The organism is Haloarcula salina (assembly GCF_010119195.1).
Lineage (GTDB): Archaea > Halobacteriota > Halobacteria > Halobacteriales > Haloarculaceae > Haloarcula > Haloarcula salina.
This window is the reverse complement of the sequence record NZ_WRXL01000005.1, coordinates 110,857-124,090: the sequence shown is the minus strand read 5'-3', so window position 1 is coordinate 124,090 and position 13,234 is coordinate 110,857. Positions and strand designations below refer to the sequence as shown.

The window sequence follows — 13,234 nt, the reverse complement described above, 5'->3', positions numbered from 1 at the left end:
CTGGCCGGCCTGGTCAGCACGCTTCCAGCCGTTGTGTGTGGCGTCGCCGACGGAGACACGTTCCCCGGTGGCCTGTGGTCCGACAAATCTCGCCCGAGCCATCATTTTACGTCTAGCTCGTCCTGGGCGAGCGGCAGGCTGCTGGCCCGTCCCTTGCGCTCTTTCGGTGTCGGGTCACTGATATCGGCGATCTGACCGAGCACTCGCGTCGTTTCACGGACTGTGTCTTGCCAATCGTATCTCGTCGTGACGATGTCCCGTCCGTGGTCACCGAGGTCGGCCAGTCGCTGCCGGTCGGTCACGAGACTCGAGATGGCGTCGGCGAGCCCGGCTACGTCGCCGACCTCCACCGTCTTCCCAGTCTGATCGACGATCTTCGCCGTCTGCTCCAAATTGCTCGATACGACCGGCGTTTCGCAGGCTAGTGACTCCAGAACGGTCCGCGGGAATCCCTCCGTTCGGCTCGGGAGGACGAACAGATCTGCTGCTCTGAACACGGTCGGCATCTCGCTGTAGGGAACTCGTCCGAGGAAACGAACGGCATCGCTCAGGCCTTCCTCGGCGACGGTGCTCTCGAGGCGCTCCCGAAGCGGCCCGTCCCCACAGAAGAACAGTTTCGCGTCCGGACACCGTTCGCGAACGGTGTTGAACGCTGCGAGTGCGTCCTGTGGGCGCTTTCCGTCTACCAGACGGCCGACGAAGACGACTGCCGGTCCGTCTGCCGCTTCGATCTCGTCGTGCTGGGGACCGGTCGGCGAGAATCGTTCGGTGTCGATACCGTTGTTGACGACTGCGATATCGGCGTCGACGCCGAGCTCCCGAAGCCGTGACTGCTCCACGTCGGTGTAGCAGAACGTCACGTCCGCCGAATCGTACGTCCACTTGCCGAGCGTTCGCAGGTGGGCACGCGAAAACCAGAACGGCCCACGCTGGGAATTGAGTCCGTGGCACGTCACCGCAAGCGGCGTGTCGGTGTAGCGGCAGTATCCCGCAGTCACATTGCTCGAAAAGAATAGATGCGAGTGGGCGTGAACGATGTCGTAATCGTCTGTCCCGCGCAGGTATCCGATCGTATCGGTGAACAGCTGGTTGCCGAGGAGTTCGAGCTTCGGTGGCTGTCTGACCAGCGTATAGCCCTCTCGTTCGACGATCTCTCTCTCGTCCAATTCGTCTGCGACGGTCAGTACCGTCACGTCGTGCCCGTTCGCCGCCTGATCACGGCTGAGAGCGTGTATGTGGTACGGTGCTCCGCCGACAGTTTCAGGGAAGATGTCTTGGGCGACCCGGAGAATACGCATTTGTGTCGGCAGAGTCTTACCGATAGACGGGTTTAGTTAATAGTCGTATTTTTCGAGTAGCACCTTTCTACACCGGGAGTGAGAAATGTTGTACTCCCCTCAACAGCCGCCTGTCGACATTCAGCGAGTGGGTACTTATCACGGATGTCGGCTTGTTCGGACCCTGACACTCGCTGCATACCTTGTCTGACATTGAATACAGCAATTCCTGACAACAGATCTCGGCTGGGCACTCACCTACGAGTCACCCATCTACGTCCGCCGTACAGTGGATCCATCCGTTGACCGGCGCGATCGTCGCCTTCGGTCGCAGTACCGCGTCGAATCGGCTTCGATGTCAGCGGTGCGAACTCTGACGGCAATTGCTCCCGTAGGGACACTATAAACAAACCCGTCCGCGTCGTACGACGAACCGATGGTAAATACTGGGCCGATTGCGTTTTACGTCCCGTCGTTGACGGTTGGTGGCGCCGAGCGCGTGACCGTGTCCGTCGCGAACGGGCTCGCCGAGCGGGGGTACGACGTGGACCTGCTCGTGTCGTACAACCGCGGTGCGTTCCGCGAGGAGGTTGACGCGGAAGTGACTCTCGTCGATCTCGAGACGCCAAATGTGCCGATTCTCGGAATCGGCGCGAGCGTCCCGCAGTTTGCACGCTATCTCAGACGACGCGAGCCCGCGATGTTGTTCTCCCAGATGACGTACGCCAACGTCATCCACCTGACCACACAGCTCGTGACCGGGTCCGACACCGTCGCTATCTCGACGATCCACAATACCCTCGGGATGCAGGAGGAATCGAAGGAGAAACTCGTTCAGTGGCTCCAGCGTCGCCTCGCCGGGCGGTCGGACCAGTTCGTCGCCGTTTCGGAGGGTGTCGCCCAGAGCGTCGTCGAGTACGTCGGCGTCGATCGCGAAAAGGTGTCCGTCCTTCACAACCCGATCCCCGTCGACGAGGTACGGGACCGTGCCGGGGAGCCGGTGGATCATCCGTGGATCGAGTCCGAAGACCTGGACGTCGTCCTCGGCGTCGGACGGCTGGAGCGAGCGAAGAACTACGGGTCGTTCCTCCGCGCGTTCGAACGCGTCCACGCCGCAAGGCCGGACACGCGAGCGATCATCGTCGGTCGCGGGTCCAAGCGGGACGAACTCGAACAACTGGCGGCCGAACTGGGCATCGAAGACGCGGTTTCGTTCCCCGGCTTCGTCGACAACCCCTACGGCTACATGGCCGGTGCTGACGTCCTCGCGATGTCGTCGATTCACGAGGGGCTCCCGACCGTCCTCATCGAGGCGCTCGCCTGTGGGTGTCCGGTCGTCTCGACCGATTGCCCCAGCGGCCCGGCGGAGATCCTCGAAGGGGGTGAGTACGGCCCGCTCGTGGAAGTCGACGACGACCAGGGACTCGCGGCGGCTATCCAGGCGACCCTCGACGATCCGCTCCCGAGAGACGTGCTGGTCGAACGCGCGAACGATTTCGCTCCGGCGGCCGTGATCGACCAGTACGAAGCGTTCATCCAGAACTACGTGACGGTGGAAAACACGGAGGGAGTGGAGAGGCGGTCGGAACCGCTCACCTCTTCGTGACGGCTCAGGAGAGCTACGGTACGCCGTCTCGGTCCGTGGTCCCTGCGTCGGACTCTGACGACATCGTGTCCGCTGGTCGAGTGTCTTTCAGCTTGTACTGAACGTATCCTTGCAGCATGCCGATATTGCTGACTACCTGGCCGAGCGTGGCGAGGGCGGTCCGCCGAACGGTCGAGTCGATGTAGTGGCTCGGGACGAAGATGAATTTGGCCATCTGTTTGTGGACGTCGGCGTCCCTGATCTCGTAGTACGGTATCGACTCCCTGCCGTGTCGGTACTGTTTTTCGAGGTAATCCGAGAGCGAGTCGGCGAACGGGTGTTCGACAGTCAGTTCGGGGTCGTACCACACCGTGTAGGACTCACAGATTCTATCGGTCAGCTCGGTCTCCTCGTGTCCGTACGGGAGACGTTCGTCGAACGTCCCCACGTCATTGAGGACGTCACGTCGAATCGCCATGTTGCACCCGACCACCGTTTCCGTCGGATGCCCGACGGATCCCTGGTCGTACTGTGACGAGAGCCCTCGGGTTACCGTTGACCCGGTATCTCGGATCGGGCCCGTAACCGCCGGATACTCGTCCAACAGTTCCGCGACGTGGTCGAAGTACTCTCCCTGTGGAACAGAGTCATCATCGAGAAAGACCAGTTTGTCCGCATCGGCCTCGCGAATCCCCTCGTTTCTCGCTGCGGACGCGCTCCCTTCGGTACACACGAGCAGCTCCACTTCGATGTCTGCCGCCGCCATTTTTTCCTCCCACCCGAACTCTCTGCCAGGGTCCAGCGTGGGGACGATGATAGATAGCTCGGGCATTTACTGGGTGTTCTCGTCGGGTGACCTTGGTTAACGTGTCTGAATAATTGGGGGTCTTCGAGTAACGATACGCTGATTGCTCTCGAAACCGTCCGAGGGATGTCTCCGTGCGTATAGGTAGTAACTAACAAAATCAGTCGGATTCGGTTCGACTGTCAGATGCCGACTACCCAGTCTGTGCCCGGCATCCCGAAGATCGGCCGACCTACCTCCGAATACGCGGGCCACGGTGGAATCCACCGCCTCGATCGCCTCGCTCGTGGTTCGCTCCCGCGTACTCCAACGCGACCACGTCTCCCGCTGAGGAGGCAACGCCGATGACCGGGACGGACCGGATCGCAGTCGTCACACAGCAGTATCCGCCGGACAAAAGCGGCCACGCGTCCCGAATGAACGACGTCACTCGGAACATGACGGATCACGGCTGGGCGGTCGAGGTGCTTGCCCCGCCGCCGTGTTTTCCCCACGGGGAGTTCGATCGTGACTGGTATCGGACCAACCAGACGACGGTCGACGGTGTCACGGTTCGGCGATTATGGGCGTGGCAACCGACGGAAGCGGACCCCGGAACACTCTCGAGACTCGCTTACTACATCACCTTTGCCCTGCACGCGGCGCTCTGGCTGACGGTCCGAACCCGGCGATACGACGCCGTCCTGACGACGACGCCTCCGATTTCGACCGGCGTCGCGGGATTCGTGACGGCCGTTTCGGGACTGCCCTGGGTCGTCGACGTACGCGATCTCTGGATCGACGCGTCGGTTTCGCTCGGATTCATCACTGAGGGTGGCGTCCTGGAACGGACCAGTCGTCGGTTCCAGCGGGCCGTCCTCCAGACCGCAGATGCGATCGCCGTCACGACCGAGACGCTCGGCGAACACCTCTGTCAGCAGTACGGAGCGGACCTCTCTCAGAAGATCTTTCTCGTCCCGAACGGCGTCGATGTCGACCGATTCGAGTCGGCTGGCAGCGTCGAACCCAGCGAACAGTCCGACGACCCTCTGATCGTGTACGTCGGAAACATCGGTCACGCCCAGAATCTGGGTACGTGCATTCGTGCGATGGGCGAGATGGAACGGGACGTGGAACTGCGTTTGATCGGCGGCGGAGATACCGTGCCCGAACTTCGGGAAACGGTCGAAGCCACTGGGGTTTCGGACTCGGTCACGTTCGCCGGACCGATGCCGCACGAGGAGATTCCCTCGCTGCTTGCGTCGGCCGATATCGGGATCGCCCCTCTCGTCGATGACGGCGAACTCGCCTACGCGATGCCGACGAAAGTGTACGAGTACATGGGGGCCGGACTCCCGGTCGTGACGACCGGCCGCGGTGAAGTGGAGCGGTTCATCGCCTCGTCGAACGGCGGTATCCACGCCGAGAGCGACGTCGATAGCATCGCGCGTGCGTTCGACCGGCTGCTCGCTGATGATGACCACCGCGAACGACTCGGCGAGAGCGGGCAGGCATACGTCCGGTCCCGGTACGATCGGTCGGCGATCACCGAGACGCTCCACGAACGGCTGTGCCATCTCATCGATCGCGGGGAGACGGCCCCGGGAGACGCAACCGACAGCGCGGTGACAGGGAATGAGTGAGAGCGACACGAGTCTCTGGGCGTTCGCGGACGCCGGCCGGAGCCCACTGCTGTATCACACTGCCCGCAACATGCAGTCCCGTCAGATCCTCGGGATTGCCGAGCGTAAACTCCGTCATCTCGTCGTTCCGTCCATACCGATCGACTTCGACGCTCGCTACGAGTCGGCGATACCGGAGCCGCTATCGGTGCGTTCGGAACCGATCGCAGCGAACACCGCTACCCTGCGCGGGTGCCTGTCGCCGACTGCGCGAATGCGGTTCCGGAGGCTGACCGACGGTCTCGGAGCCGGCGAGGTCACGTTCCGAAATCGAACCGTGGCCGTGGACGGTCCCCGCGGCGTCGACTGGCTCGGCGAATCGGTCCCGTCTCCGTCGACGCTCTGGGGGGTCCAGTTTTACGGGCTTACCTTCCTGGTCTGGCCAGTCCTCGGATACGGTGCCGTCGACTCCTGCCGTCCGATTGCCGAGACGCTCCGGGACTGGATCGACGACTGGTCGACCGCCGATGGGACGGAAATCGGTCGCGCGGCGTACCTTCGGCGCGTGTGGACGCCGCACACGGTCTCCCTCCGTGTCATCCACCTCGTTCGGTACTACGCGTGGGCTGTCGACGACCACGGCACCGAGCACGCGAGACTGCTCCGTCGGCTGATATACAAGAACGCGGGGTTTCTCTCGAACCACGTCGAACACGACGTCGGCGGGAATCACCTCATCGAGAACGGGGCGGCGCTCGCGCTCGCGGGGCTGTTTTTCGAAGCTGACGGTTCGGGGTTCCTTCGGCAAGGCGTCGACGTCCTCCAGACGGCAGCGGCACAGTTCCTCGCCGACGGCGGACACTTCGAACTGAGTCCGATGTATCACGTGATCACGCTCACCCGCTACCTGACGGTCTGTGACCTCCTCGAGCGGACCGGACGTGAGGTTCCGCGTGATCTCTGGCGGACCACCGCCGCTGCTGCCCGGCACCTCGATGCCCTCCGGCCACCAGACGGCCGCCTCCCTCTCCTCAACGACGCGGCGTTCGGGATGGCGCTTCCGATGGACGCTTGCCTCGACTACGCGCGGTCCGTCGGAATCGACATCGACGCTTCGGCCGAGGCCGAGCAGTCGCCGCTCCCGGACCAGAACGGACTAGAGGCGTCCGGCTATTACTGGATCGGCGACGGGACGGACCGATTGCTCGCGGACGGCGGCGCAGTGGGCCCGCCCCACCTCCCCGCGCACTCGCACAACGACCACTTCGCCGTTCTCTGGTGGGTCGACGGACAGCGCCTCCTCTGTGACACGGGCGTCTACGAATACCTCCCGACCGACGAACGGCAGCACGCCCGTAGCGTCGCGGCCCACAACACCGTCCAATACGGTGCCCTCGAACCGATTCCGATCGGCGGGAGCTACCTGTTCGGGCGGCGCATCGAGCCGACGATTCGGTACGGGACCGACGACGGAATCGCGTACTTCGACGGGAGTTACACCCGGCACATTTCACGGGACGGCCGATACCGACACCGTCGTCGTATCTACGGCGGTGACGATTGGTGGCTCGTCTGGGATCGGCTCACGGCGTCGGCCCCGGATCGTGTTCGAAGCAGACTCCACTTCGACCCCGCAGTCCGCATCGAACCTGACCCCGAGCCGGACCGATCACGTGTCCAGGTCCACCGAGCGGAACGCGACTCGGACCCGCTCGCGTACTGTCATCCAGTCGACGCCCGCAGCGTATCGCGCTCCCAGAGCCGGTATTTCCCGGCGTTCGGTCAGTCGGTCCCACGCACGTGTCTGACATTACACTCCCACGGTGAGGACGTGTCCCTCGGCTATCTTCTGTCACGACACTCCTACGACGCCGTGGGGGTATCGAGCGGTGACGCCGCTTCGGTCGAACTCTCGCTCGACGGTCGGACCCAGGTGCTCCCAGCGACCGTCGACTGATTCCTCTTTTCGGCCGGATCCAGTGGCGCACTCACTCGCTCAGTGCGTCGCGGTAGAGCGACTCGACGCGCTGGGCATACGCCGTCCAGGTCCACCCCTGCTCGACGAGTCGGTCCTTCCCGCGCTGACCCATGCTGTCGAGTCGGTTGGGGTCTCGCAGCAGTGCGGTCAGCGCGTCGGCGAGCCTCCGTGGCGCCTCCGGCGGAATAATCACCCCGGTCTCGCCGTCAGAGACCTGCTCGGTGACGCCGCCGATATCCGTGCCGAGGACCGCGGTTTCAGCCGCCATCGCCTCGTAGATCACTGTCGGTCTCCCCTCTGATCGGCTCGGCAGTACCAGCAGGTCGGCCACCGTAAGCCACCGCCGGAGCGCCATCGACGTGATTCCTGTATAGACGTGTCTGTCGGTGAACTCGCTCTCCACCAGCGCCTCTTGGAGGTCCCAGCGCATCGGTCCGCCGTGTCCGACGAACACGAACTCCGTGTCTGGAAGCGACAGCCGCGGGAGTACGTCGACGAGTTCCGGGATCCCCTTTCGCTCGCAGAATTCGCCGACGAACAGCGCGACGGTCGCGTCTGGGTCGATGGACAGCTCTTCTCGAAGCTGCCGTTTCCGATTCACCGGATAGCGGCCGGGCGACGCTCCGATAGGAACCGTCTCGACCTTCTCGTCAGACACGTGCGAGGTCGCCTTGTCTGCGAGCGCGTCGCTCACGCAGAGCACCTTCGCGCTGGCTTCAAGCGTCTCGTCGACGCGGGCTCGCACTCCGCCGGGGAGCGCCTCGTACTCGTTCAGGAAGTGGCCGTGTGAGATGACGAACAGCGGAACGTCGTGCGCCCGGCAGTACGGGAGCATCCCGTAGCCGTCGAGGTAGATGTGACAGGCCTGTACCACGTCGGGGACTTCGAAGGTGTCCTCGACGTATCTCGGGACGCGTGCCGCGAACGAGTCACCGGCCTTGCCGTAGAAGAATCGTTTCGGGAGCAGATACCAGAATCGCGGGTGGTGAACGTCGTACTCGCCCCAGTCCTCGGATTCGGGTAACGCAGCGTATTCCGACTTCGGCCCGAACGGGGGCGCAAACGGCCGGGGGGAGACAACGTCTACAGACATCTCAGCGTCCCGTAGCGAGCGTACGATTCGGTGGTTGAAGAGCCCGATGTACGGATTGACGGCGTCCGGGTGGTTGACAGCGCTTGCCAACACTGAGACGCTCATTTGCACTGACCTGTTGGTTCCGAACTAAAGTTATGACCTTTCTACCGTCTGACCGACGTCCGTGACTCTATTCCCAGTGTCCGTCACACGACCCGGAGTGACCGTGTGATTCACCCGGTCCGAGAGGGCTGTCTGAGGGCGTATTCGACGAGTGGCTCTGTCACTGCACTGGACTGCATGGACCTCCTGCCTCTCACGTTGTGAACGTTTGACCGGGGCTGAACCCTGGTGCACGCTCTTCGACGGTTTATCTGTGCCACGTCTTCGTTCGAAGATTCCTGATCCGAATCCCGCGGTTCGGAAATGACTCTCCCTCTCTGGCACCGTGTCAAGACGGACGGGTTTCGCAGTTGGTGGGTTCAACAGCGGGCGTATCGCCGCGGTCAGAGGTTCTGACGGTCTGAAACCGTTCCTCGGCGACAAAGTGTGCCGCCAATCTGGCGAGTGACAAAACGTTCGGGATCGCTCTCTGCAGTAGGTAATTCTTACCATGCGGACCGGACTGTGGGGGTACATTCTGCCTCAACTATGTCCGTGACGCCGGTCTTTTATTTGACGGTCCGTTTTATTCCGCCTGTTACTATTTCCACCGTCTGTGGCGGATCTGTAACATTGTCACTGTCGTATCGTTTGGGGTATCTTCGACGGACGCTCGCCTCTCTCGTGACTGTCAGGGAGGACCTAATCGAACAGAGATGTTACCGAGTAACAAGTTGTCTATAACAAAACATTCTCGTCTACGAACCAGTGTCATGGTATGCCCTGACATCCCTCGAGGCCAGCTGAATCGGGGGGTGAGACGTGGTGACTGACTCGAAAGCGGCCTTCGTTCTCGGAACCCGTCCGGAGATCATCAAACTCGCACCGGTCATCAAAGCATGTCAGCGCAGGAATGTCTCGACGCTCGTAATACATACGGGACAGCACTACTCCGAGTCGCTCGACGAGATCTTTTTCAGTCAACTCGAACTCGACCCACCCGACGTTAACCTCGGTGTCGGGTCGGGAAGCCACGGGCAACAGACGAGCGAGATGGTACTCGGGATCGAAGAGCAACTCATGGACGCCACGCCCGACGTGCTGTTCGTCCAGGGGGACACGAATTCGACGCTTGCCGGGGCCCTGGCCGCCTGTAAACTCGATAACATCGACGTGGCACACATTGAGGCCGGACTCCGGAGTTACGACCGCAACATGCCCGAGGAGCGAAACAGGATCATCGTCGACCACGCCGTCGACCGACTGTACCCACCGACCGAAGAAACGGCGGCGCTGCTCAGAGACGAGGGAATTCCCGGCGACAGAATCACGGTGACCGGAAACACGATCGTCGACGCGGTCGAGATGTACGACGAGACGGCCGCGTCGACGAGTTCGACTCTCACGAGACTCAGCGTCGACAAAGGGGAGTTCGACCTGCTGACGGCGCACCGGGCCGAGAACGTCGACGACCGTGACCGATTTGCGAACATCCTCTTCGGTGTCGCGGCGGCCGCACGACACCGCAATAACGAAGTGATCTATCCAGTCCACCCGCGTGCGGCGGACCGACTCGAATCGTTTGACCTCGCGGTTCCGGACTGCATTCGGACGATCGACCCTCTCGATTTCTTCGACTTCTTGCGTCTCGAGAGTACGGCGTCGCTCGTGTTCACCGACTCGGGCGGTGTTCAGGAGGAGACGTGTATTCTCGGGACACCCTGTGTCACGCTCAGAAACGGAACCGAGAGACCCGAAACTGCATTCGTGGGTGCGAACTGTATCGTCGGGCATCGACCGGACGACATCGTTGCGGGTGCTCGTCGGATGGAGTCGAAATCGGGTGAGTGGGAGCCACCGTTCGGCGACGGGCACGCCGCGGAACACATTCTCGACGATGTCGGACTTGAGGATCAGCACGCGGAACGGAGGGCTGAGACTGCGACGAAAGAGGCGCCCCGAGAGCTGTAGGGGACACGGCTCGTCTGTTTTATCGGGTTTCTGTCCGCTACGTGACTGCGTTGAGGAGGGCGTCAGGAGTGGTCGCGTCCCTGCGCCGTGGCGCTGGACGACAGTATCGAACCGGATCCCATCTCTACAGGGCGTTCTCGGACCTGGTGGCCCGTTAATTCCGCAGGTAACTACTTACTATTTATTAGTCACCGATTCCTACTCTCGGGGCGAGACAGTGGTAGTGACGCAGCCATCACCGCTTCGTGGCGTCGGCCTCCGGACGCCGTCTTTCGCTACGAGGAGGGACGGGGTCTCTTCCGACGGTGGCATCACTCGCCGCTGTGTACCCTGCTGGAGTCCCTACTGATGTCGGATGGAAGATTGGACCGCCGGAAACTGCTCGCTCTGCTCGGTGCCACGGGTGTGGGAACGGTGGCGCTCCGGGCGTATTCGGACGGCGACCCGACCGGTGAACCGGTCCCGGCGTCGGAAACTCCGACGCCTCGTCCCGCCGGAGAGCGGAGCCGAACACCCGACGGTCCACAGGCCCAGACGGAGGAGCCGTCCGTCGTCGATATCCGGCGGTACGGTGCTCGCGTCGACGGACAGACGGACGATACACCAGCGATACGCCGCGCGCTCGATGCCGTTCACCCGGGCGGCGTTCTCCAGTTACCACCGGGTGACATCCTGATCGACACGCCCGAGGACGTGCGAGCTGCAATCTCACTCACCGACGACCACCGAAACGTGACGATTCGCGGGAGCGTCGACGGTGAGACGAGGAGTACGCTCCACATGGCTCCGAACCAGGACCACGTCCACTACGCGTTTCGCATCACTGGGGATTCCCTGGAAGCAAACGACGAGATCGCGATTCGCAACCTCACGATCGATCTTCACTCCCCCCGACAGGACACGGTCGGAACGGCCATCAGGACGAACGGCGCGAACGGAACGTTCACGCTTCGCAACTGCCGGATTGTGCGGACGCGCAACTCGGGGGTCAAGATGGTGGGCGGAATGAACGGTGACATCCGAAACTGCCGGTTCGAAGAAAACGGCGTAGTTGCGTACGGTCACGCGATTTCGCCAAAACAGTCTCGCCGAAAGACCACGACCACGATCAAGAACGTGTTCTGTACGAATCAGCGGGGTGTCTCTATCGACGTCGGAGAGGGCCGCAGCGGTGACAGACAGACCGTCCATATCGAGCGGTGCGTCCTGAAAGACAGCATCGGCGGCATCAAGATCAACCCGACAGCCGCCGCCGTGACGATCAGGAACACCCAGATACTCGGCGGTGAGTCGACGACGATTCCGGTCAAGATGAATCCGTACGACTTCTACATGGGCAGCGTCGAACTGGACAACGTCCTCATCGACGGAGGTGGGTGGCCGGGAATCGACTTCCCGAACGCGACCGCGCTCGAACTCCACGACGTCGCTATCAAAAACGTCGACAAGAACAACGAGAGCAGAGGTCGGGACAGAGGCGGTATCCGCACAGACGAACTCGACTTCGGCTCCTCCGGACGAATCTCGATACACAACGTCGGCGTGAACAACGAGGGCCCCGCGCTCAAGATTTTCGAGGGGAGCGGATCGATCGACGAAGTCAGACACGACGGAACGGGCGGACTCGGGCGGACCGAGGGCGTGACGGTGCATGCCGATAGACGCGGCGGTCCACCGATCGAACCCGACGTCCCGACCGAGTCCGAGGTTGGTCTGGTCGATCACTCGATGTAGGCGTGACGGCTGCCCGCGCAGAGCGTGCCGATGACCGCGTACCCTGTCCAATGATCGGATCTGCAATCGAGAACGTAACGGCCACCGACGAGCGGTTCAGAGGTAACCGAGGTCCGCAAGTCGCTGCTCCGTCTCTGCAGCCGCGCTGTCCTGTCTGGACTCCTCGACCTCGGGCATCCGTTCGCCGTGATCCGTCGCCGTCGCCGTCGCCCACGGGACCTTCTTCAACGACGGGTGGAGGAACCCCTCCGGATGACCGTACAGACCCATCTCACCGAACAGTTCCCCGTGGTCGGCAGTGATGACGACATCGGGTGCGTCGACGTTACGCAGGAGCGTCTCGATCGAGTCCAGTACGAATCGGAGATTTTCGAGGTAGCGTTGCTTGACTTCTTTGACCGTGGCTACACCCTGGTCCAGTGCCGTCCACGGATCTGACTCGACGGCAGTCGGCGATCTGTTCTCCGCGTACGCGTCCGCGATGTACGGTGTATGGGGCTGGAGGTAGTGGACGACCATCCTATCGAACGTCCCGTTTCGGGCCGCATTGATCGCGTAGTCCGTCATGATATCCGGTGGTGCTTCGGGGAAGTGCTCGTCGTAGTCGTGTCTGTGGACGTGGAGGAATTTCGCGAACGTCGACTTCTCGACGACGTCCCAGTCCGGCCACATCACCGGAATGGAATACGCCTTCGGCGGGAGCGTCCTGTCGTTGAAGGTCTGTGGGAAAAACGGGTTGGACGTGATCAGCGCCGTCTTCGAGATGGCGTCGCGGTGCTCGTTCGTGAAGGTCTTGGAAATCCACTCGTGGGACGCACTACCGACCGACCAGATCGACTCGATATCCTCGAGGAAGTCGTACTCGGGCGCGACGCTCCGGAGGGCGTCGACCCGACAGGCGTCGAGAACGAGCAGCAGATCCCAGTCTCGATCGTAGATGTTCGTTCCGATCGGATAGCGCGTCGTCAGCGTGTAGTACGGTCCGTTAAACGCACCCCGAAGTGCCCGAGCGACTCCTTGCAAATCCCGCTCCTTGAGTCCCCGGGAGAGCTCGCTAGCCCAGCTGCGAGCATCGGTTTGCATGGTGCCGTACTCGGACGAATCGA

General features: G+C 62.2%; 9 protein-coding genes. 5 read left to right on the top strand and 4 right to left on the bottom strand.

All coding sequences use genetic code 11. The annotated features are described in order from the left end of the window. Positions 1-101: 101 nt before the first annotated feature. Positions 102-1,298 carry a glycosyltransferase family 4 protein gene (locus GM656_RS14055; protein WP_162414311.1) on the bottom strand — a complete coding sequence of 399 codons (1,197 nt, stop codon included), beginning with the start codon at positions 1,296-1,298 and terminating at the stop codon, positions 102-104. A gap of 415 nt (positions 1,299-1,713) precedes the next feature. Here GM656_RS14055 and GM656_RS14050 point away from each other — a divergent pair, with 415 nt between their 5' ends. Continuing rightward, a complete protein-coding gene (locus GM656_RS14050; protein ID WP_162414310.1) occupies positions 1,714-2,883 on the top strand; it encodes a glycosyltransferase in 1,170 nt (389 codons plus the stop codon). 13 nt (positions 2,884-2,896) lie between these two features. Here GM656_RS14050 and GM656_RS14045 read toward each other — a convergent pair whose 3' ends face one another. Then, the gene (locus GM656_RS14045; RefSeq protein WP_162414309.1) at positions 2,897-3,694 is read right to left on the bottom strand and encodes a glycosyltransferase family 2 protein; all 798 of its coding nucleotides are present in this window, start codon (positions 3,692-3,694) and stop codon (positions 2,897-2,899) included. A gap of 317 nt (positions 3,695-4,011) precedes the next feature. Here GM656_RS14045 and GM656_RS14040 point away from each other — a divergent pair, with 317 nt between their 5' ends. Further along, the gene (locus GM656_RS14040; RefSeq protein WP_162414308.1) at positions 4,012-5,289 is read left to right on the top strand and encodes a glycosyltransferase family 4 protein; all 1,278 of its coding nucleotides are present in this window, start codon (positions 4,012-4,014) and stop codon (positions 5,287-5,289) included. Continuing rightward, positions 5,282-7,225 carry an alginate lyase family protein gene (locus GM656_RS14035; protein WP_162414307.1) on the top strand — a complete coding sequence of 648 codons (1,944 nt, stop codon included), beginning with the start codon at positions 5,282-5,284 and terminating at the stop codon, positions 7,223-7,225. Before GM656_RS14040 ends, GM656_RS14035 begins: the two co-directional genes overlap by 8 nt. A 31-nt stretch (positions 7,226-7,256) precedes the next feature. Here GM656_RS14035 and GM656_RS14030 read toward each other — a convergent pair whose 3' ends face one another. Next, positions 7,257-8,444 carry a glycosyltransferase family 4 protein gene (locus GM656_RS14030; protein ID WP_162414306.1) on the bottom strand — a complete coding sequence of 396 codons (1,188 nt, stop codon included), beginning with the start codon at positions 8,442-8,444 and terminating at the stop codon, positions 7,257-7,259. An 804-nt stretch (positions 8,445-9,248) separates the two neighbouring features. Between GM656_RS14030 and wecB the strand changes: the two genes are divergently transcribed. Both wecB and GM656_RS14020 read left to right on the top strand, forming a co-directional pair. After that, on the top strand, positions 9,249-10,394 hold the full coding sequence (gene wecB, locus GM656_RS14025) for a non-hydrolyzing UDP-N-acetylglucosamine 2-epimerase (protein ID WP_162414305.1): 1,146 nt from the start codon (positions 9,249-9,251) through the stop codon (positions 10,392-10,394). 348 nt (positions 10,395-10,742) lie between these two features. Then, on the top strand, positions 10,743-12,128 hold the full coding sequence (locus GM656_RS14020) for a glycosyl hydrolase family 28-related protein (RefSeq protein WP_162414304.1): 1,386 nt from the start codon (positions 10,743-10,745) through the stop codon (positions 12,126-12,128). A gap of 96 nt (positions 12,129-12,224) precedes the next feature. On the opposite strand, the gene GM656_RS14015 is transcribed toward GM656_RS14020, so the two are convergent. Then, the gene (locus tag GM656_RS14015; protein ID WP_162414303.1) at positions 12,225-13,211 is read right to left on the bottom strand and encodes an alkaline phosphatase family protein; all 987 of its coding nucleotides are present in this window, start codon (positions 13,209-13,211) and stop codon (positions 12,225-12,227) included. Positions 13,212-13,234: the final 23 nt, after the last annotated feature.